15 protein-coding genes and 1 tRNA gene are annotated in these 21716 nt (G+C 61.5%); 11 read left to right on the top strand and 5 right to left on the bottom strand.

Annotated elements, in window-relative coordinates; translation table 11 throughout:
* Positions 1-216: 216 nt before the first annotated feature.
* The 3 genes from ACLIRY_RS11535 to serB form a co-directional block, all read right to left on the bottom strand.
* Positions 217-1875, bottom strand: a complete 1659-nt coding sequence (locus ACLIRY_RS11535; RefSeq protein ID WP_413205536.1) for a hypothetical protein — start codon at positions 1873-1875, stop codon at positions 217-219.
* A 111-nt stretch (positions 1876-1986) separates the two neighbouring features.
* Positions 1987-3792 carry a PhoX family protein gene (locus ACLIRY_RS11530; protein ID WP_413205535.1) on the bottom strand — a complete coding sequence of 602 codons (1806 nt, stop codon included), beginning with the start codon at positions 3790-3792 and terminating at the stop codon, positions 1987-1989.
* A 292-nt stretch (positions 3793-4084) separates the two neighbouring features.
* Complete coding sequence (serB, locus tag ACLIRY_RS11525) at positions 4085-4975, bottom strand: phosphoserine phosphatase SerB (protein WP_413205534.1); 891 nt, start codon at positions 4973-4975, stop codon at positions 4085-4087.
* A gap of 106 nt (positions 4976-5081) precedes the next feature.
* Here serB and miaA point away from each other — a divergent pair, with 106 nt between their 5' ends.
* The 11 genes from miaA to ACLIRY_RS11470 all read left to right on the top strand — a co-directional run bounded on the left by miaA (position 5082) and on the right by ACLIRY_RS11470 (position 19519).
* The gene (gene miaA / locus ACLIRY_RS11520) at positions 5082-6047 is read left to right on the top strand and encodes a tRNA (adenosine(37)-N6)-dimethylallyltransferase MiaA (protein WP_413205533.1); all 966 of its coding nucleotides are present in this window, start codon (positions 5082-5084) and stop codon (positions 6045-6047) included.
* A 185-nt stretch (positions 6048-6232) separates the two neighbouring features.
* A complete protein-coding gene (locus ACLIRY_RS11515; protein ID WP_413205532.1) occupies positions 6233-7993 on the top strand; it encodes an acetolactate synthase 3 large subunit in 1761 nt (586 codons plus the stop codon).
* Between the two features lie 128 nt (positions 7994-8121).
* Positions 8122-8649, top strand: coding sequence for an acetolactate synthase small subunit (gene ilvN / locus ACLIRY_RS11510; protein WP_413205531.1), 528 nt, complete (start codon positions 8122-8124; stop codon positions 8647-8649).
* A gap of 233 nt (positions 8650-8882) precedes the next feature.
* Positions 8883-9902 carry a ketol-acid reductoisomerase gene (gene ilvC, locus ACLIRY_RS11505; RefSeq protein ID WP_413205530.1) on the top strand — a complete coding sequence of 340 codons (1020 nt, stop codon included), beginning with the start codon at positions 8883-8885 and terminating at the stop codon, positions 9900-9902.
* A gap of 651 nt (positions 9903-10553) precedes the next feature.
* The gene (locus ACLIRY_RS11500; protein WP_413205529.1) at positions 10554-11594 is read left to right on the top strand and encodes a rod shape-determining protein; all 1041 of its coding nucleotides are present in this window, start codon (positions 10554-10556) and stop codon (positions 11592-11594) included.
* A gap of 505 nt (positions 11595-12099) precedes the next feature.
* Positions 12100-12960, top strand: coding sequence for a rod shape-determining protein MreC (gene mreC, locus ACLIRY_RS11495; protein WP_413205528.1), 861 nt, complete (start codon positions 12100-12102; stop codon positions 12958-12960).
* A gap of 144 nt (positions 12961-13104) precedes the next feature.
* The gene (gene mreD / locus ACLIRY_RS11490) at positions 13105-13659 is read left to right on the top strand and encodes a rod shape-determining protein MreD (protein WP_413205527.1); all 555 of its coding nucleotides are present in this window, start codon (positions 13105-13107) and stop codon (positions 13657-13659) included.
* Entirely contained in the window at positions 13660-15732 is a 2073-nt protein-coding gene (gene mrdA, locus ACLIRY_RS11485) for a penicillin-binding protein 2 (protein ID WP_413205526.1), read from the top strand.
* On the top strand, positions 15729-16892 hold the full coding sequence (gene rodA / locus ACLIRY_RS11480; protein WP_413205525.1) for a rod shape-determining protein RodA: 1164 nt from the start codon (positions 15729-15731) through the stop codon (positions 16890-16892). Before mrdA ends, rodA begins: the two co-directional genes overlap by 4 nt.
* 212 nt (positions 16893-17104) lie before the next feature.
* Positions 17105-17180 (top strand) — tRNA-Lys (locus tag ACLIRY_RS11475).
* 263 nt (positions 17181-17443) lie between these two features.
* A complete protein-coding gene (locus ACLIRY_RS11470) occupies positions 17444-19519 on the top strand; it encodes a DEAD/DEAH box helicase (RefSeq protein ID WP_413205524.1) in 2076 nt (691 codons plus the stop codon).
* Between the two features lie 111 nt (positions 19520-19630).
* Here the strand turns inward: ACLIRY_RS11470 and ACLIRY_RS11465 are convergent, their stop codons facing one another.
* Both ACLIRY_RS11465 and ACLIRY_RS11460 read right to left on the bottom strand, forming a co-directional pair.
* Positions 19631-20455 (bottom strand): sulfite exporter TauE/SafE family protein, encoded by an 825-nt coding sequence (locus ACLIRY_RS11465; RefSeq protein ID WP_413205523.1) that lies wholly within the window; start codon positions 20453-20455, stop codon positions 19631-19633.
* 392 nt (positions 20456-20847) lie between these two features.
* Positions 20848-21540: a hypothetical protein gene (locus tag ACLIRY_RS11460; protein WP_413205522.1), complete on the bottom strand. Its 693-nt coding sequence runs from the start codon at positions 21538-21540 to the stop codon at positions 20848-20850.
* Positions 21541-21716 lie beyond the last annotated feature (176 nt).

Raw genomic sequence — 21716 nt, 5'->3', positions numbered from 1 at the left:
TCTTCGAGGCTAAGTTTGGTCGCGAAGCACAGGACACGACAGTGTCTCGTCTTTTTTTGGGCGATTGCCCAAGCCCATTTGGGGGAAAATGCCCCCAAACCCCCCTTTTTTTCCAGTCACGGGGCAAAGCCCCTCGACTGGAAAACACTCCCTATCGTGTAGGGTGGTCGCGAAGCGTCCCAACTTGATCTCGGAGCACTCTAGTCGACTGGAGACTCACCACTCCGGACCGTGGACGGGCTCCTTGATGCCGGTTTCCGTTTCGGTGGCTACGGTGGCGTAGACCGTTTCACCTACCGGTGCCAGATTGGCGTCCCGGCCCTTCTCGAAGTCCTGGTCTTCCACGATTACCCGATAGGCTTTGTTGAGCGCCCGGGCCCGCTCTGCGCTGGGCATCAACAGCAGGGAAATGTCGCTGTGGAGGGCCTCGATCCGGTCGGCCTTGAGGGTTCCATCGTCGTTCAGGAAGCGCTCCATAGCCTCGGTATTGGCGCGGAACTCGTCGGCCGCGTGGTTCTGTTCCAGGTAAGTGGTGTATTCATACTGGCCGTCGGTGCGCTTGGGCTCGGGGACGCCCGCCAGCCCTTTTTCGGCCCAGTGGTACCAACCGCCGCGCCAGGAGTCCGCAGGCAGGCGGCGGGTGAAGGAGAAGACGCTGTCCGTGGTTGCCCCCAAACCGCCGTGGCAGGCCGTGCAAAAGGCCGTTTCCTCGTAGGTCTGGGGTCGCAGGGCACCCGCGCTATCCTCGATGAAGGCTGACAGAACCCAACCCTGACCATTGGGGATACCCCGTTCGGCGTCGCCAAACAGGTCGCGCAGGCGGTCGGGGAAGTCGCTCTTTTCCTTGGCTTCGGCCAGGATCCCCGATTGCAGGTCGGAATAGGTTTGCCACTTGGTTTTGACCATGTGGCGCAGCTCCTTCATGCGCGGGGCCATACCCGTGGCGCCGGTCGCGTCCACGGAGATATAACGGACGCTGTGCAGAAACTCTGTGCCCTCGGGGTAGAGCCCTCCGGCGAGGTGGAGGGTCCCCTCGGCCAGGGCGGCCTGTCCGGCGCCCACATAGGTCATGGTCTTCCCGGCCAGGGGGTCCCAGTCGAAGGCGATGTGGTTGGCCTCGCCCAGGGTCCCGTCCCTGTCCAGGTCGACCCCCCAGCGGCTCTCATCCACCGGCGCGGTCAGCGCAACGTCGGCCTGGCGGGTGATGGCTTCGACGATGGCCAGGTTCAGGGCGTAGGTCTCCCGGTCCAGGGCGCCGGAGGCATCCCGGCGCAGGACATCGGGCAGGCGGATCATGACGTCGTCCGTTGATCCGTTGGTGGGCCAGAAGGTGCCGGGGAAGGGGGCATAGGCAAAAACCCGCCAGCCGCTTTCCTCGCCCTGTGGGCCGATGTCGAAGCCCGCGTCGTCGAAGTGGAGATAGGCATCGGGGACATAGCCGCCCCATTGGCCGTCGCCGTTCTCGTCCCAGGCGGCAGGGACCTGAGCGAGGGTTTTGGCCAGAAGGGGGGAGCCTGTGGCATCGTGATAGTTGTCGGTGGCCACCCAAGCGTCGATGGCGGTGTCGGAGATGGCCGCGTTGCGCGCCCGTCGGTCCTCGAACAGATTGGACCAATGGTTGGTCTCGGCCGGTCCGGCGAAGTCGTAGGACAGTTGCAGGTCCCGGTCGTTCACGTAGTTGGGGGGCGTGCTCGACTGGTGGCAGGTGAAGCAGGGGTTGTGGATTTCCCCCGCAGCGTCGACGGTTTTGGTGTAGCACTGGGGCGGGATATAGGGGACAGGGTTTTCCAGGTCGTGGGTCAGGGTTCCGGCCAGGGCCGATCCGGCGGCGAGCAAGGCCGGAGCCAGTCCGGAGGTGATGATGATCCCGCGCATGATGCGTCTTCCTTTGCCTATAAAATCGGGGCGGTATCGGAGGTTTGTTCCGATGCCGCCCCGACCCGAAGAATGGCCCGGGAGGATAATCCTCCCGGGTGCGGAGAAGTGTTACTTTTTCAAGGAAGGAAAGGGACCGATGTAGCCCGTGTAGGCCCGCGCGTCGGCGGGATCAGCCAGCTTGTCCTCGTCGGACTCCCCATAGGGGTGCTGGATGACGCTCATCAGGTAGCCATGGCCATTGACGTCCGGATACCAGTAGGGGGAGGTGGTCTCGGAGCCGTAGGGGGTGGTCTCGATGCGGGTCAGGTCGCCGGATTTGACGTCGTAGGACCAGATGAAGTCGTTCTGGTGGCCCGAGCCGGTGTCTTCACCGATGATCAGGGTGTTGTAACCGGGCAGGTAGGTCAGGTTGTCCGGGTTGGCCAGGCCGTCCACGTCGCACTTCATACCGGCATAGGGGCCGTCCTCATACTTGTGCGGGATGCCAGCGATCAGGGATGCGGTTTTGGAAGCCACATAGTCGGAGCCGATGGCCTTGTCCGCGCCGATGTCAAAGGCGAAGACGGCGCCGCAGGCGTTGGCGGGCAGTTTGATGTCGTTATGGCCGCCCAGGTCGTACTTGTCGTTGGGCTTGCCACCCTTGGCAAAGTCTTCCATGCCCCGCTCCACTGCGGAGAAGGAGACGTAGAGCTTGGAGTCTTCCGGGTTGAAGGTGATGCCCTCTTCCTTCCGGATTTCCGTCGTGGCGCCCATGTAGGAGGCGTAGCGGCGGGTTTCCATGCGGGAGGCGGCCAGTTCCATGCCGGGCTTCAGCTTCAGGCATTCGGCGCCGTCTTCGGTGTTGATCGCGGTGAAGCCGTCGGGGCAGGTGCCTCCCTCGGCCATGTCGGCGGTCTCGAAAATGTCGGCGAAGGTGATCTTGTCGTCGATCAACTTGCGCACATCGGCGTCGGTGCCATGGCCCAGGTCAACCCAGGACACGTCGGCGGCGCCGCCATTGTCGGCGCTGGTCTGGGTCCACTTCATGGCGTAGAGCGTACCGGCAGAGAGATCGCCCGGTTTGTCGGCCACGAACAGGAAGAACCCGACGTTGGTGCCGTCATCGGACATGTAGACAGTCTTCTGATCCGGCATCACATAGGCCAGTTCCAGCGCCTTGCGGCCCATGGCGTAATGCTTGACCGGGGTGCCGGTGCCCGTGGCCGGATCAACGGTGATCTCGGTGGTGTAGCCGTAGGCGTAGGGGTTGAAGACCGAACGGAAGTCTTCGAGGGAGGCGTCCTTGGCCTCGGACATCACGCCGAAGTAGTTGGTCATCGGCTTGTAATAGCCGTCAATGTCTTCCATCGTCTTGGCTTCAAGGACGGCGCGGGCGTTGGGGGGGTATTCCTCGCCACCCAGATGGGTCATCCAGGGGGTCACGGACCCGGCGCAGGGCACCCACAGGCCACCGACGGCGGAGAAATCCACGGGTTTGGTCGACAGGGCGGTCAGCACGCCATTGGCGTCCTGGGTCAGCTCGGTCACGTACATGGCGCCGGGGCGGGATTCGAAATGGCTGACGCTGAACAGCTTGCCATCGATCTGCAGCAGGGAATTGAAGTCGTTGTCGACGGAAATATGCTCGGATCCGTCGGCATTCTTCACGGGCTTGCCGTCCTTGTCGGTCAACAGACCGAAGGTGCCGTCACCGATCTTGTCGCCGCTGCGGGCGATGACATGGTAGGACAGCTTGTGCTTGGTGCCGTCGATGGTGACAGAGGGGGATACGCGAACCGCGCGCTTTTCGGCGTCGGTGGTCGGAACGGACACTGGCTCGAACTTCAACGTGGGCTCGGCATGGGCCGCACCGGCGGCGGCGAGAATCGGCAGAATGATCGGTAGAGCGGTCAGCGCGCGGAAATGACGTGTCACGGTTGGTCCCCTTGGGTGGTGGCGAATGGCGTGTCGGGGCCGCAGAACGATCGTCCCTGGCGCCGAAACACGGCACTAACACCACGGTCCTCGGCTCCATTCCAGTGACCGTTTCGTTGCATTAAAGGGGTTACTATAATTCCGAAGTGGTTCGAAGGCGTGCCCGACAAAGTCGGTTATGTCCCTTTGGCGACTTTCTTGAACAGGGCCTTCTTTGACCCGCAAATCGGGCAGATCCAATCGTCATGACATTTTCGGGACCTTTGGGGGGACTCCCAAAGGGAGGGGGCGCTCAGGCGAAGTCGGCCCGCCCGTACCCTTGGATGTACAGAAGCGCTGTCAGGTCGCCGTGGTTGACTTGAACCCGGGCCTGGGCGGCGACCACCGGTTTGGCATGGAAGGCCACCCCCAGACCTGCCGCCATGAGCATGGGCAGATCATTGGCCCCGTCGCCGATGGCGGCGCAGGCGCCCATGGACAGGCCCAGGCGGGAGGCTTCGGCGGTCAGGGTCTCCAGCTTGGTGGCCTTGTCTACGATGGGGGACAGCACCTGTCCGGTCATTTTCCCGTCGATGATCTCCAGCCGGTTGGCCACAGTGCCATGGAACCCGCAATCTGCAGCCACCTTCTCGGTGAAGAAGGTGAAGCCGCCGGAGACCAGAAGGCAATGGGCGCCGTTCGCCACCATGGTGCGCAGGGCGGTTTCCGCTCCCGGGGTCAGTCTGGTGGCGGCGTAGGTCTCTTCCAGTGCGGACATGGGCAGTCCGGCGAGCATGCCGACACGCTCGCGCAGGGCCTCCTCAAAGTCCAACTCGCCGTTCATGGCCCGGGCGGTGATGGCGGCGATCTTGTCCTTGAGACCGGCATGCTCAGCCAAGTCGTCCAGGGTTTCACTGGTGACAATGGTGCTGTCCATATCGGCGATCAGCAGCATTTTCCGGCGGCCTTCCGCCGGTTGAGCCACCACATCGAAGGGGGCACCGTTTAGGGCATGGCGGGCAGCGGCTTCTGCCTGATCCAAGTCCAGCGCGGTTACGGGGATGTCAGCGGCGATTCCGTCATCCAGCCATCTCGGCTTGGCGGTCTCCCCACCCAGGGCGTCCAGGGCTGCGCGGACCGTGGTCAGATGGGCCTCTGTCAGGCCGCCCGTCTCCGGGCTGGTCAGGATGGTTACGACGTCCATGTGTATCCCCAGTAAGTGTCCCACTTTGATGCCGCCTTGGTAGCCTCTTCCTCCGCGACGGGCAAGGTGGATACCGTTGTGCGGCAACCGGCGCTATCATGGCCCCATGACATATTCCGTTTCTTCCCCCCTGCTCGTCATCGTCGGTCCCACGGCCTCTGGCAAATCGGCCCTGGCCCTGGAGGTCGCGCGCCGTTGGACCGGCACGGTCATCAACGCTGATTCCATGCAAATCTACCGGGACATGCCCCGGTTGACGGCCCGCCCCACGCCGGAGGACGAAGCCCAGGTGCCCCATGCCCTATACGGTATCCTAGACGGGGCGGAGGTCTGTTCCGTCGGACGTTGGCTCGATCTGGCCCGCGCCGCCGTGGAGGAGGTGCGGACGCAAGGACGTCTGCCCATCCTTTGTGGTGGCACGGGACTTTACCTGCGGGCCGCCCTGGAGGGCTTGGCCGCCGTTCCCGCCGTGCCCGACAGCGCCCGAATCGAGGCCCGGAGGCTGCTTGCCGAAGAGGGGGCTAGCGCTCTGCATGCCCGGCTAAGGGCGGTTGATCCGGAAATGGCGGCGCGACTGCGGCCCTCCGATGGCCAGCGGCTGGCCCGGGCCTACGAGGTGGTCATGGGGACCGGACGGTCCTTGTCCGACTGGTGGGACGAGCCGGTGACCACGCCGCCGATTCCCGGAAAGGCGGGCGTGATTCTGGTCGATCCCCCCCGGGACGCCGTGCGGGAGGCCTGCGATGCCCGCATGGAAGCCATGATCGCCGAAGGCGTGTTGACGGAGGTGGCAGGCTTCCTGGAGAGAGGATTGGCCCCGGACTTACCCCTTTCCCGGGCGGTGGGGCTCCCGGAATTGGCCGCCGTGTTGCTTGGGGAAATGTCGCTGGATCAAGGTCTTGCCCGTGCCCAGGCCGCGACGCGGCAATACGCCAAGCGGCAGGCAACTTGGGTGCGGCATCAACTTTCCGCCGATCTGATTCTGTCTGAACGGGTGTCTGCGCAACTTTCGGAAAGTTCGAGGGTTCTGATTGATAATTTCCTTGAAGCCTTTTTGTTGACCCGGGCCTAAAGGTGGGACTAGTCTGCCGACCCTTTCGCCCCAATTGGGTGCGAAGGGTCGCTCGCCCGTGTGGGGAGGGCCGGGAGACCGGTGTCCACTCCGACAAAAGGGGGGCATCCCCCGCGCGGTGATCCCGTCGACGAACGCTCCAAAACGAGAAAGATGAGCGTTCCTGAACGCAAACAGGTGTGAAGATGGCTGACCAAATGAAGTCCGGTGCCGAGATCGTCCTGAAGGCTCTTGCCGATCAGGGCGTGGAAGTAATTTTTGGCTATCCGGGCGGCTCGGTACTTCCGCTGTATGACGAGATCTTCAAGCAGAACCAAATCCGCCACGTTTTGGTGCGTCACGAGCAAGCCGCCGTCCATGCCGCCGAGGGCTATGCCCGGTCCACCGGCAAGGTCGGCTGTGTTCTGGTCACCAGCGGTCCCGGTGCGACCAACGCGGTGACCGGTTTGACCGATGCCATGCTGGATTCGATTCCCATTGTCTGCCTGACCGGTCAGGTGGCCACCCATCTGATTGGCAATGATGCCTTTCAGGAGGCCGATACCACTGGCATTACCCGCCAGTGCACCAAGCACAATTATCTGGTGAAGAAGAGCGAGAATTTGGCGCGTGTGGTCCACGAGGCCTTCCAGGTTGCCTCCTCGGGCCGTCCGGGTCCGGTGGTCGTTGACCTGCCCAAGGACATCCTGATCAAGGACGCCCCCTATATGGCGCCCAATCAGGTTAAACACAAAAGCTACAAGCCCCAGGTGAAGGGGGATATCAAGGCGATCGAACAGGCCGTCGAGATCATTGCCAAGGCCAAGCGGCCGATTTTCTACTGTGGTGGTGGGGTCATCAACTCCGGCAGTCAGGCAAGCCAGTTGCTGACCCAGTTCGTCAGAATGACGGGCTACCCCATCACTCTGACTTTGATGGGCCTGGGGGCCTATCCGGCCAGCGACCCCCAGTTCCTGGGTATGCTGGGCATGCATGGGACCTACGAGGCCAATCTGGCCATGTATGACTGCGACGTGATGGTGGCGATCGGCGCCCGTTTCGATGACCGGGTGACCGGTAAATTGTCGGAGTTCTCGCCCAATTCCACCAAGATCCAGATCGATATCGACCCCAGTTCGGTCAATAAGAACGTGGCCGTTGACCTCTCCGTTATCGGTGATGTTGGCCATGTGCTGGAGGATATGATCAAGATTTGGAAGGCCAAGCAGGCCCGGGTCGATCGGGAAGCCCTGAAGGTCTGGTGGGATCAGATTGACGAATGGCGGGGTCGCGATTGTCTGGCCTACGAGCCGTCCGACACGATCATCAAGCCGCAATATGCCATCCAGCGCTTGTACGAGCTGACCAAGGACCGGGATACCTATATCACCACCGAGGTTGGCCAGCACCAGATGTGGGCGGCGCAATACTATGGCTTCGAAAAACCCAACCGTTGGATGACCTCCGGCGGTCTGGGGACCATGGGATATGGCTTCCCTTCGTCCATCGGCGTGCAGATGGCCCATCCCGACGCCCTGGTGGTGGACATCTCCGGCGAGGCGTCCTTCATGATGAACATGCAGGAAATCGCCACCGCCGTGCAGTACCGCCTGCCGGTCAAGGTGTTCATTCTGAACAACATGTACATGGGCATGGTGCGCCAATGGCAGGAATTGTTGCACGGCGGTCGGTACTCTGAAAGCTATTCGGAGGCCCTGCCCGATTTCGTGAAGCTGGCCGAGGCCTTCGGCGCGGTGGGTCTGCGGGCCAGCAAGCCCGCAGAGGTGGACGATGTGATCAATGAGATGATCGCGGTGAAGGGGCCGGTGCTGATTGATATGCTCGTGGACCAGTCGGAGAACTGCTTCCCCATGATCCCCTCGGGCGCCCCCCACAATAAGATGATTCTGGGGCCGGCGGACAAGGAGGCCAACGCGATCTCCAAGGAGGGCGCGATTCTCGTTTAATCGGGTCTCCCGGGCGGTCTTAACACCGTCCGGCTCGTCTTATTTCAAAAAATATAGTAACGAGGGGCGCTCCCTCGGCCCGGCGACCGTCCGGGGCCGGGGTGCGTCCCGAACTGGAGGGTAGAACCGTGGCGAATGGCAACACGGCGCAAGAACCGGGGATCGAGTTTCACACGATCGCCGTCCTCGTCGACAATGAATCCGGTGTTTTGGCCCGGGTGACCGGCCTGTTTTCCGGCCGGGGCTACAACATCGAAAGTCTCACCGTAGCCGAGGTGGACGACCAGGAACACCTGTCGCGCATCACCGTCGTGACAAGTGGGACACCGATGGTCATCGAGCAGATCAAGGCACAGCTGGGCCGATTGGTGCCGGTCAACAAGGTCTCTGACCTGACCGTCGAAGGCCCCCATGTATCCCGGGAATTGGCCCTGGTGAAAGTGGCCGGGACCGGTGAGAAGCGGGTTGAAAGTCTGCGTATCGCCGATATCTTTCGCGCCAATGTGGTCGACAGCACCAATGACTCCTTCATCTTCGAAATCGTTGGCAAGACCGATAAGCTGAACGCTTTCATTGGATTGATGGAACCCCTGGGGCTTGTGGATGTTGCGCGTACCGGTGTGGCGGCCATCGCCCGGGGAAGTAACGCGCTTTGATTGCGAGCGTTTGAATTCCGGGGGATTGGAGTGCTTTCGAGATGAAGTTGGGCCAAGAAGGGGCCCAAACTGATCTCGGAGCCCTCCAGGTCTTGGATTGGAAATTGCCGAAGTCCGGTTTTTCAAGGATCCGGGCCGGTTTTCGGCGGGATTGTGACGGCGAGACAAGCGAGGATCCAGGGGGTCCCCCGGTCCGGGCTTTCCCTCGCGACGGTAAACAAAAGGAACTGACAATGCGTGTGTATTACGACCGTGACGCCGATGTGAATCTGATCAAGGGCAAGAAGGTCGCCATCGTGGGCTATGGCTCCCAGGGTCATGCCCATGTGCTGAACCTGCGCGATTCCGGCGTCAAGGAGGTCTGTGTGGCCCTGCGCGCCGGATCCCCCTCGGCCAAGAAGGCCGAAGGCGAGGGCTTGGCCGTCAAGACCCCTGCCGAGGCTGCCGCCTGGGCCGATGTGGTCATGATGCTGACCCCCGATGAGCTGCAGGCCGACATCTATCGCGACGAATTGGCCGCGAACATGAAGGAAGGGGCCGCGCTCGCCTTCGCCCATGGCCTGAACGTCCACTTCAACTTGATCGAGCCCCGGGCCGACCTGGACGTTTTCATGATCGCCCCCAAGGGTCCCGGTCATACCGTGCGCAGCGAATATCAGCGTGGCGGCGGTGTGCCCTGCCTGGTGGCCGTGGCCCAGGATTCCAGCGGAAACGCCAAGGAAATCGCCCTGTCCTACGCCTGCGCCGTGGGCGGTGGCCGGTCCGGCATCATCGAGACCAGCTTCAAGGAAGAGTGCGAAACCGATCTGTTCGGTGAGCAGGCTGTTCTTTGCGGTGGCCTGACCGCCCTGATCAAGGCTGGCTTCGAGACCCTGACCGAGGCTGGCTATGCCCCGGAAATGGCCTACTTCGAGTGCCTGCACGAAGTGAAGCTGATCGTCGACCTGATGTATGAAGGCGGCATGGCCAACATGCGCTATTCCATCTCCAACACGGCGGAATACGGCGACTACGTCACCGGACCCCGCATGGTGACCTCGGAGACCAAGGCTGAGATGAAGCGGGTTCTGGAGGATATCCAGTCCGGTCGTTTCGTGCGCGACTGGATGTTGGAGTGCAAGGCCGGACAGCCCTCCTTCAAGGCAACCCGTCGCCGCGAGGCCGAGCATTCGATCGAGGAAGTGGGAGGCCGTCTGCGCGCCATGATGCCCTGGATCGCTGCCAACCGTCTGGTGGACAAAGAAAAGAACTAATCCCTTTCCAGATGAATGGAGGGTTTGGACCCGGGGGTTGCAAGGCTCCCGGGTCCTTGTGCGATGGGGGCCGTTACGCTGTCGGCCCACTCTGGTGTCAGCGGCCTGGACGAAAAGCCGGAGAAAGTCCGGTTCCAACGCTCTTGGTCGTTGACAAGCAGGGGTGTTCAAAGCTTCATTGTCGAACTTCGCACCCGCCACGCGGTGCCGAGCCACAAAATTTCCAGTGGACGGGTGGCGTCGAGGCCTTCCAGGTTTTTTGGACTCTGGCACCTGGGTCCGGGTTTTGAACGCAAATGGTCGGGGGCACTCCCAGCAGTTACGGTTGGTCGATCCGCTCGGGTCCGTACCGGATGGGTGGGAATCGATTTATTGCATTCAATGGTCGAGGCAGAGGTCGGGGCAGGGCCTTCCACGGTTGGAGTGGTCCTAAAGGGTTTGGTGAAGTGGTTTGAATGGGTATGGGCGCCAGGTGGTGTTGGGGTGATCCAGTTGGCGTTTGTTTACCGGGAAAGGGTGACCTTCCCCGGGCTCCTGTTCAAGGGGCCGTAGCTCTTTGAACTCTATCGAAAAGTCGCGTGGCGCGTGATTGGAAAACCGGTTTCCTCTTTTCCCCGCACCGCGCTGGGCATCAAGGGCGAGCAAGCAACAATGTTTTCTAGAATGACCGGCCTGCTTTCGGCGGACATGGCCATCGACCTCGGTACAGCGAATACGCTGGTCTATGTCAAGGGCCGTGGGATCGTCCTCAACGAGCCCTCCGTTGTGGCCATCGCCGATGTAAAGGGCAAGAAGCAGGTTTTGGCCGTGGGCGACGAGGCCAAACAGATGCTGGGCCGGACCCCGGGCTACATCCAGGCTATCCGTCCGCTGCGAGATGGCGTTATCGCCGATTTCGAGGTGGCGGAGGAAATGATCAAACATTTCATCCGCAAGGTGCACAATCGTCGCAGCTTCGCCAGCCCCATGGTGATTATCTGTGTGCCTTCCGGCTCCACGGCCGTCGAGCGCCGAGCGATCCAGGAATCCGCTGAAGCAGCGGGCGCTCGCCGGGTTTTCCTGATTGAGGAACCCATGGCTGCGGCCATTGGGGCCGGGCTGCCCGTGACGGAGCCCACCGGCTCCATGGTCGTCGACATTGGTGGTGGGACCACCGAAGTGGCCGTTCTCTCCCTGGGGGGCATCGTCTACGCGCGCTCCGTCCGGGTGGGGGGTGACAAGATGGATGAAGCCATCATCGCCTATATTCGGCGAAACCATAACCTGTTGGTCGGAGAAGGTTTCGCAGAGCGGATCAAGAAGGAAATCGGCTGCGCCTGCCCGCCTGAGGACGGGACCAACAGGACCATGGAGATCAAGGGCCGGGATCTGATGAATGGTGTCCCCAAGGAGCTGATCATCAGCGAGGCTCAGATCGCCGAGAGCTTGGCAGAGCCGGTGAGTGCGATCATCGAGGCCGTCAAGGTTGCCTTGGAGCACACGGCCCCTGAATTGGCTGCAGATATCGTCGACAAGGGCATTGTTCTGACCGGTGGCGGCGCCTTGTTGCAGAACCTGGACTACACCCTGCGTCTTTCCACCGGCCTGCCCGTATCCATTGCCGACGACCCCCTATCCTGTGTCGCCATGGGAACGGGGCGAGCCTTGGAGGAAATGAAGCGTCTGCGCAACGTGCTCGCAACGGCCTATTGAGTCACATTGCGCTCAGTTACATCGCGCTCAGTCACATGCGATCCAATGCAGGGTTTTGGCGTGGATCTAAGGCGTTGGATCGTATTGTCACGTCTCCGTGCCACCGGTAGGAAAGCTGGTGCCTCCTGTCCTGCAGATCGTTTAGGAGTCTGTCGTGATCAAGCTGGCCCACGTCTCACTGAAACTGTTGTTTGGGTGCCACCTGGGCTAACTTGGCTGCGTTGATATTCTAAAACCTCTTCCGCGAGCGTGTTTCCGAGAAAGAATGGCCGCATCTGGCTCACATTTATTGCCTGCGACACTGTCATGGGCGGAGCCCCGGAAACGGCGTAAAGGTGACGGCGTGCTTTCCTTGTTCGACTCGGCGTGAGCCAATGGCCGATAATATGCTTGCCCTTTTCCGTTTTTCCCCGTTTCTTAAACCGTCTTTTACGATATTTGGTAAGGATAGGGGGAAGATTGGCTCGGTGTATTGATGGGAACTGGCGTTGAGGGAGAGCTTTTCGTGAAGCAACCGACAGGACCCTCCTCGCGCTTAAGCGCGCTTGGGGCCTTTGTACAGAAATCGGCTTTCTTGTTGCTGGCCGCTGTGGCATTCGCTTTCATGCTGTTGGGTAAGGCGGATACGGTGCTGGTCGAGCGGGTGCGGGCGGCCGTCATTGATGCTGCGGCCCCGGTTCTGGAGTTCATGTCCACACCGGCGGAAAACGTCGCTGCGGTTTTTGACACGTTCCGGGAATTGGCGGCGATCCGGGCCGAAAATGAACGGCTGGAGCAGGAAAATTCCCGTTTGATGCGATGGCAGACGGCGGCCCGCCATCTGGAGGCGGAAAACGAAGCCCTCCGCGCACAACTCGGCTATGTTCCAGAGCCCAAAGCCAGCTACATCACCGCTCGGGTGGTTGCCGATACGGGGGGCACCTTCGCCCGTTCCCTGGTCGTGTTGGCCGGAACCAAGGACGGAGTTCGCAAAGGACAGGCTGTCATTTCCGGCGAAGGTTTGGTGGGAACCGTGGCCGAGGCGGGGCGACGGGCGTCGCGTGTCCTTCTGCTGAGCGACATCAACAGTCGGATCCCCGTTCTTCTGGAAGAAAGCCGTGTCCGTGCCATTATGGCGGGTGATAACGAAGATCGGCCCCAATTGCGCTTCCAAAAGCAGCGGGCTGCGGTTTCCCCCGGAGACCGGGTGGTGACGAGCGGGGACGCCCGGGTGTTCCCACCGGGGATTCCGATCGGCGTGGTGGCCAGCGTGGATGAAAAAGGCGGCATCCGGGTCGATCTGTTCGTTGAGCAGGAGCGTTTAGAGGTGGTGCGTGTGGCCAATTTCGGCCTGAACGGTATCCTGCCCGAAGACGCTGGGAACTAGATCACGATGGAAATAGGTCTGTCCGACCGAATTTCATCGTGATCTAAATCATATGGTTCGTGTGGAATGAGAATGGAAAACCGGTTTCCCCTGTTCATTCCGCAACTCATGGACCCCTTCCTTGGGGGGTGATAGGGAAGACCCATGGCGCGACGCAGCGGCTTGAATGGCGGATATGATCCCCTGCGGCCCACCATTTGGCAAAGGCTGGATGTGGTCCTCCGTCGGCTGGTACCCGGCGGTTTGACCCTTGTTCTTTTGTTGATGAGTGTTGCGCCCTCCCGCCTTCCCGGTTTCGTCCATATCGCCCCTATGATTGCCCTAATCAGCGTCTATTACTGGGCTGTTTCTCGACCCGACGTGATGGGGTATGGCACGGCTTTCCTGTTGGGCATGATCGAAGATAGCCTGACGGGGGCTCCTCTGGGCGTGGGGGCTCTGGTGCTTTTGCTGACTCAGGTGGTCGTTGCCAGTCAGTACAAGTTTTTCCTGGGTAAGCCCTTCATGGTGAGTTGGTGGGCTTTCTCGCTGGTGGCTGCGGGAGCTGCGTTGGTTAAATGGCTGGCTGTCTCGGCGATTTATGGGACTTTTGTGGATATGACAGCCTTGTTTTTCAGTTACCTCTTCACGCTGACGGTCTATCCCCCCTTCGCTTGGTTGTTCGGGAGGGTTCAGGCCATGTTCTTCCGGGAGATCTAGATGAAACAGCGTGACGGAGACCGGGCGAAGATGTTCACCCGCCGGGCGGCAGTGCTCGGTGGATTCCAGGCCACCCTGGTGGGAGCTCTGGTGGCGCGTATGTATTACCTGCAGGTCGTCGAATCTGATCGCTATAAAACTCTGGCGGAGGAAAACCGCTTCAACCTGCGTCTCCTGCCTCCCCCAAGGGGGGAGATTGTTGATCGGTTCGGTGTTCCCCTGGCCGTGAATCGGCAAAACTACCGGGTCAGCATCATAGGAGAGGACATTCTGCGCCATGTCCGCTCGGCGGCAGAGCGGGAGGCTGCGGTGGCCCATACGCTGGATGCCTTGGGCCGTATTGCTTCCTTGTCCGAATATGACCGCGCTCGGGTACAGCGGGAATTGAAGCGGCGCCGAAGCTTCGTTCCCGTGACCATTCGCGAAAATCTGACTTGGGAGGAAATGGCCTCCATTCAGGTCAATAAGCTTGACCTGCCGGGTATTACCATCGACGAGGGACTGACCCGCTTTTATCCCTATGAGGAGAAGGCCGCTCACCTGTTGGGCTATGTGTCCAGCGTATCCGAGGAAGAGTTGGGGGATGATCCCCTTCTGGAACTTCCGGGGTTCCGCATCGGCAAGCAGGGGATCGAAAAGGTCTATGATCTGGCCTTGCGAGGCCATGGGGGGACCAGTCAGGTAGAGGTGAACGCCCTTGGGCGGGTGATCGATGAGCAGACCACCGAGGAGGCCCGCCCCGGAGCGGAAGTGCCTTTGACCATCGACATGCGCCTGCAGGATTTCGCCTCCCGACGGCTATCGGGGGAAAGCGCCTCGGCGGTGGTGATCGACATCCACACGGGCGAAATTCTGGCCATGGCCTCCATGCCGGCCTTCGATCCCAATGCCTTTACCCGAGGCCTGTCCAATAATGAGTGGAAGGACTTGGTCCGCAATCCACGGTCGCCCCTGACCAATAAGGCTATCTCTGGTCAGTACTCCCCGGGATCGACTTTCAAGATGGTTGTCGCCCTTGCGGGGCTGGAAAGCGGTGTTATTCAGGAAAATCAGACGGTCTTCTGCCCCGGTCATACCGAACTGGGGGGACACCGCTTCCATTGCTGGAAGCGCGGGGGGCACGGCACCATGAACCTGGAAAACGCCCTGGCCCAATCCTGTGATGTCTATTTTTACGAAGTCGCCAAGCGTTGCGGCATTGATCGCATTTCGGACATGGCGAAGCGGTTCGGTGTGGGCGAAATTCTCAATGTGGGCCTTCCCGGAGAACGTCCCGGCTTGATGCCCAGCCGGGCCTGGAAGGCAGCGACCTTGGGAGAGAGCTGGCACCAGGGCGAAACCTTGGTGGCGGGGATCGGCCAGGGCTATGTGCTGTCGACACCCTTGCAATTGGCGGTGATGGCAGCCCGCATTGCCAACGGGGGACTCCAGGTGCAGCCGATCCTGTCTCGTATGGCGCCCTCACCGAGCGAACAGGGCTTTTTGGACGCCAACGCAGCGGGTCTGCAAGGAGCAGAGCCGCCGCCCAGCATTGGTGTGTCCAAGGCCCATCTGGATGCCGTGCGACGGGGGATGTTCGCGGTGTCGAATGGTCCCCGGGGAACAGCAAGACGCCATGGTATTCACGTTGAGGGCTGGCGACTGTCAGGCAAGACGGGAACCACCCAAGTGCGACGCATTACCATGCGAGAACGGGAGACGGGCATTCGTCGCGAGGATCAATTGCCCTGGGAACTGCGCAACCATGCGCTCTTCGTATGTTATGCACCGGAGGCTTCGCCTCGCTATGCCCTTTCCGTTTGTGTGGAGCATGGGGGCGGTGGCTCCAGTGCGGCAGCTCCCGTAGCCCGGGATATCATGCTTGAAACCCTGCGCCTGGACCCTGCTCGCAAGCGCCCGGGGGAGGAACCCCGCATTGAGGACCTTGAACCGGAGCTGCGGGCCCTGTTGGAGGAAGCCCACGCCACGGCTGATATGGTTTCTCAACCCTATGGTCCTCCGCTCCCTCCCGATTTTCTTGACGATGACGACGAGACAACCATTCCCCCGATTGGGGAGGGGACTCCCCTATGATGCTGGGCAATGAATTCACAAGCGCGCGCCTGCGTCGGGGCGAGATGTCCCTGGGAGAGAAGCTGTGGCAGGTGAGTTGGTCTCTGGTCCTGGTGATCCTGGTGGTTGGCAGCATTGGCTTAGGAATGCTGTATTCTGCAGCCAACGGCTCCTGGGACCCCTGGGCCAGCCGTCAGGCCACGCGGTTTGCCGTCGGTATCGCGCTGATGTTGGCCGTAGCCCTGACCGACATTCGTTTCTGGATGCGTTATGCCTATGCTTTTTACGGGGTGATGTTGGTTCTTCTGGTGGCGGTGGAGATCAAGGGCACCATCGGTATGGGAGCCCAACGTTGGATTGACCTGGGCTTTTTCCAGCTCCAACCATCTGAGTTGATGAAGTTGGCCTTGGTGCTGGCGCTGGCCCGCTATTTCCATGGTGCGGATCTGGAGGATGCCCGGCGCATGTCCTTCCTGATACCACCGGTTCTGCTCGTCCTAGTGCCCTTCGGCCTGGTGTTGCGTCAGCCGGATCTGGGCACGGCGCTGATGCTTGCGGCGGGGTCGGGAGCCATAGCCTGGTTGGTCGGAGTCCGCCTCTGGATTTTCGGATTGCTTCTGGGGGGGGGGCTGGCGGCTATACCTGTTGCTTGGCAATTTTTGCATGGCTATCAGAAGAACCGGGTCTTGACCTTTCTGAACCCGGAGCGTGACCCTCTGGGGGCAGGATATCATATCCTGCAGTCCAAGATTGCTTTGGGCTCGGGGGGGATGTTCGGAAAGGGCTTCATGGCAGGCACACAGGCTCATTTGAACTTCTTGCCGGAGAAGCAGACCGACTTCATCTTCACCATGATGGCCGAGGAGTTCGGCATGGTGGGGGGCTTGGTTCTCCTGTCCCTTTATGTGGTTTTGATCATCTATGGGTTCGCCATCACCTTCCGCTGTCGCCACCAATTTGGGCGTTTGGTGGCCATGGGGGTAACGATGACCTTCTTCCTGTATGTCTTCATTAACATCGCTATGGTGATGGGTTTGATTCCGGTTGTGGGGGTTCCCTTGCCGCTGATCAGCTACGGCGGCACGGCCATGCTCACCCTGCTTTTGGGCTTTGGGCTGCTGCTTTGTGTCTTTGTACACCGGGATATTCAGATGGGACGTCGGGGCAGTTACGACGATTGATGGATCGATGTTCGAATGGGGTGGGGCTGGGCTCCGTCTTGTCGGGGCGATGAACATGAGGCTTTTGAGGGGTCAGAGAAAATTTCGTCGGTGATGTGAAAAAAGGGCTTCACAAGTCGAAAGCTCAGGGTTATAAACCGGCCTCCCGACGACGAGAGGCTCACACGAACCACTCAGGCGGGACCCGGAACGGATCCTTCCGAACCACCCCGGGGCGTATAGCTCAGTTGGTAGAGCAGCTGACTCTTAATCAGCGGGTCCAAGGTTCGAGTCCTTGTGCGCCCACCAATTCGATCAAGGGGTTGCGAGAGATGTCGCAACCCCTTTTTCGTTGCCGATCCCTCGCTTGGTAGCGCCTGAGTATCGGTGTTCGCAGGGAATGCTCTAAATCAAATCACGAGAGCATGATGTGCTCACGTGCGACATAACGCGCGGATTTAAGGCTTATGGCCTTGTGCGACCCCGATTTCCGATAAGACGCCGTTACGAACCGAGGGCTTGTTTTTTCGGGAACCTCTCTCTGATCCTCTGTTGTCAAAGTAACGCCCGCCATGGACCTCCTGTCCACCACAGATCCTTTCGCCCGTGCCCTTGCAGAGCGGGGCTACACTGACCTCACCGCCGTGCAATCGGCGGTCATCGACCCCGAGACCCTGGGACGCGACCTTTTGGTCTCGGCGCAAACAGGTTCGGGTAAGACTGTCGCCTATGGTCTGGCGATCACCGACACCCTGCTGGCTGGTGCTGAACGCTTCGACGAGGCTGACGCACCGCTGGCTCTGATTATCGCCCCCACCCGTGAATTGGCGCTCCAGGTCCATGATGAGTTGGCTTGGCTCTATCGTCAGGCAGGGGCTACGGTGGTGGCCTGCGTTGGTGGCATGGATCCGCGCGCCGAGGCCCGCGCCCTGGCTCGCGGCGCTCATATCGTTGTCGGCACCCCTGGCCGTCTGCGTGATCACCTGGAGCGGGGCGCCCTGCGCTCCGAGGCCATGCGGGTCGTGGTGCTGGATGAGGCCGACGAGATGCTCGATCTCGGCTTTTCCGAGGATATCGATTTCCTCCTCGACACGACCCCCGTCGGGCGTCGCACCCTCTTGTTTTCCGCGACACTGCCGCCCGCGATCCTCAAGCTTGCCGCCCGTTATCAGAAAGATGCCATGCGCATCGCCCTGACAGGCGGGGCGTCGGGACATGCCGATATCGAGCACCGGGTGGTCCGGGTTGCCCCCACCGATATCGAACATACGGTGGTTAACTTATTGCGCTATGTCGATGCGCCGACCTCCATGGTTTTCTGCGCCACCCGCGAGTCCGTGCGCCATCTGCAAGCCAGCCTGATGGAGCGCGGCTTTGGCGTGGTGGCCCTGTCGGGTGAGCTGAGCCAGGGCGAGCGGAACCATGCCCTTCAGGCTCTGCGCGACGGTCGGGCGCGGGTTTGTGTCGCCACAGATGTGGCGGCCCGGGGCATCGACCTGCCGAGCCTCGATCTGGTTATTCATGCCGAATTGCCGCGTACCGCCCAAACCCTTCAGCACCGCTCCGGCCGCACGGGCCGCGCCGGGCGCAAGGGGGTCAGTGTGATGCTGGCGCCAGTATCCCGGCGCCGTCGGGTCCAAGGGTTGCTTGCAGAGGCGGGAATTTCCGTGGAATGGACCGCTGCCCCGACCATCGAGGATGTCCGGGACATGGATCGTCAGCGCCTGCTGACCCACCCGGCGCTGACGGAGGTCCCTTCGGATGAGGAGCGCTCCATCGTACAGGCTCTTTTGGCTGAACGCCCGGCCGAGGATTTGGCTCTGGCCCTGGTGCGTCTCTACAGCGCTCAGCTTCCCTCTGCCGAGGAAGTCTTTGATCCGGGCGAGCCACCGCCGCGCGTCGAGCGGAGTGAGCGCCGGGAGCGTGGGGACCGCTCCGAGCGGTCGGACCGCCCCCCTCGCGCCAATCCACGGGATCTGGGGCCGACGGTGTGGTTTCGCCTGAACATCGGGCGGGAAAAGAACGCCGATCCGCGCTGGTTGATTCCCTTGATCTGCCGTCAGGGACGCATCGCCAAGACCGAGATTGGCGAGATCCGTATCCAACCACGCGACACCGTCTTTGAGGTCGCTGGCAGCGTCTCCGAGCATTTCCAAGAGGCCTTGAGGCAGACACCGCGCCCCGAGGGACGCATTGATCTCCTGGGCGATACGCCGCCTGCCAGGGTTCCGGCCTCTAAGGGTCCTGCCTCCAAGGACGATGCCGCCGCGGCACCCCGCCGACCGCGCGCGGAGGGTCGGCCGCAGGGTCGCGGGAAAGAAGAGAGCCCCTCTCCGGCATGGAACACGGCTCGCGCCGCCGCTATGGAGGCCGAGGCTGCCAGCGCTCCGCCGCATCAGCCGGAGCAGACCCGCCAGCCCCGTCCGGAGCGCAAGCCGCGTTTTGCCGAGAACCGCGTCCATAAGACAGAGGGGCGCAAACAGGACGCAGGCCAACCGGAAGCGCGGAAGCCAGAAGCACGCAAGAAGGATGCGGGCGAGAAAGGCAAGGGCTGGGCCAAGGCAAAGCCGACCGCTACGAAGCCTTGGGGCAAGAGCAAAAGCCCGATGGCCGGGAAATCGAGCAAGAGCAAGAAGCGCAAGGGGTAAACGTCCGGATCCCTGGGGGCGTCTGATGGGGACTCTTGTCAAGCGACCCCACCTTATCCAAACACCGGGTCCCCCTGTCCCAGCCGGGCCCCCCTATCCCAGCCGGGCCCTCTATCCCAAGAGGACCCGGCGGAGCATATTGAGAGCAACCAGGATCAGAAAGGCACCGAATACGCGTTTGAGGGGTTTCGGATCCAGTGCATGGGCCAATTTGACGCCAAGGGGCGCGGTCAACAGGGTCATGGCGATGATCACGGCGAAGGCCGGTAGGTTGATTGCTCCGACCGTATAGGGGGGGCGCGAGGCCGCCTCGACCGGGAGGAACAGGAACCCGATCGCCGAGGGCACGGCGATGAGGACGCCAAAGCCCGCAGCGGTGGCGACGGCCCGGTGGATCGGGACGTTATGCAGGCTCATGAATGGAACGCCGAAGCTGCCGCCGCCAATCCCCATCAGAACGGACAGGAACCCCATCACCGGAGAATACAGGTGGCGGAGGACACCCCGGGGCATGTCCTCGGCGAGGCGCCAATGGCCCCGGCCCAGGAGCATGTATAGGCCGATGGCGAGCGCGAGGCATCCGAACACCATCTGCAGGGTGGCGGAGCGCAGGGCGGAGGCCACCAGGACCCCCAGGATTGCACCCAGGACGATGCCCGGCGCCCAGCCCTTCAGCACGTCCCAATCCACCGCTCCCTTGCGGTGATGGGCGAGAACGGAGCGCACCGAAGTCACGATAATGGTTGCGAGGGATGTCGCGAGGCAGACCTGCATTACCTGGGGACCGTCGTAGCCGAGGGTCTGGAAGGCGAAGAAAAACGCTGGAACAAGAACGATGCCACCTCCCACGCCGAGAAGGCCGGCAAGAACCCCGGCAAAGGCTCCAATCGCTGCCATGGCAACAAACAATTCAATCAGGAGCGTGGGAGTTTGCATCGAATGGTCTCGTCCGTTGTGGCCAGGGCCCTGGCGCCCTCCCGGTCAGGATGGGCGGACATGGCTCATGCGTTTGATGGGGCCTGTGGGGGGCTTCCTCTCCCCTTATGACAGGTTTCAATCCGTCACTTGGATAGCCTATCGGAGATCTGTTGGAAAAGGGTGATGTTCGCTCTGTCGTTTGTACCGCTGTCCGGGATCGCTCGGGGTAAACGGCAGTGGCTCGTGTTTTTTGGCCTGGGGTCTGGGGCCTTTCGGCCCCAGTGGGGGACGGGGCAAAGCCCCGTGACGGGAAAACACCCCCTGTCGTGTACCATGGGGGGGTATCGATCACGTCATCGGCCTTGGTAGGGGGCTTATGGCTCTGCCAGTGGCGTGAGCAGACCGGTCCCTTATGGGATATCCCGGACCGGGGGGATGGGAGCAGGGAGAAGGTTTGGCGGGAGCGGGGGCTGTTCGGGCTTGGGAACCAATGAGGCCCCACCGTAGAGAAGGCCGGCCGCCAGCAACCAACTGCCGATGATACGCAGGGCGATGTCGAACCAGGGCCGGTGAAAGGCCGCGACCGTCAAAGCAACAGCGGCGATAATCCAGACCGCAGCGAGACCGCCGAAGGATGCACTCCAGTCCAAGGCCCGCGCCGGTGCCAAATACTGGATGGCAAGGGCCATGGAGCCCCCCAATACCGCCGCTGCGAGGAGGGTCAAGAGAGGCCGGGTCGCCCTTGGGGAGAGGAGCGCCAAACCTGCTGCGAGAAGAGAGAGGGGGCCCAACAAGGGGAACCCCCCGGATCGACCCGGGAGTGCATCCAAAACGTGGAAAAGGGCGGAGGAGCTGTGGCTTCCGGCAATGAGCCCGCCAACGAGCAGCAGGCCGCTGCCAATACGGCAAGGGAGGCCGACAAGGGCCAAGGCTCCGCCCAGACCGATGAGGGGCAACAGGCGTACCGGGGCCAACCCTTCGCTCAGAAGCCACAAAGGAACGGCAGCCAAATGGGTTTGGGGCGCGAAGCGAGCCCATCCGACCGCAGCCAGGGCGAAGACCAGCATCACCGGTCCCAGCAGGTTTGTGATGGTCAAGCGCATGTCACCTCTGTTCGCAGGAGGGGGCGGTTCTAGAGTATTCCGAGTCCAAGTTGGGCCACTTCTTGGCCCAACTTGGACTCGAAGGCACTCTAAAATCTATACAATGATAGTGAAACGGGTCCAGCCTGACTCAGGCTGATCCCCTTTCCCCCTAGCAGACAGTCGGATTTCCCCCC

The sequence above is a fragment of the Rhodospirillum sp. A1_3_36 genome (assembly GCF_047263945.1).
In the GTDB taxonomy this organism is placed as follows: Bacteria; Pseudomonadota; Alphaproteobacteria; order Rhodospirillales; family Rhodospirillaceae; genus Rhodospirillum.
The sequence above is the reverse complement of the archived record's forward strand: the minus strand, read 5'-3'. Positions and strand labels throughout refer to the sequence as shown.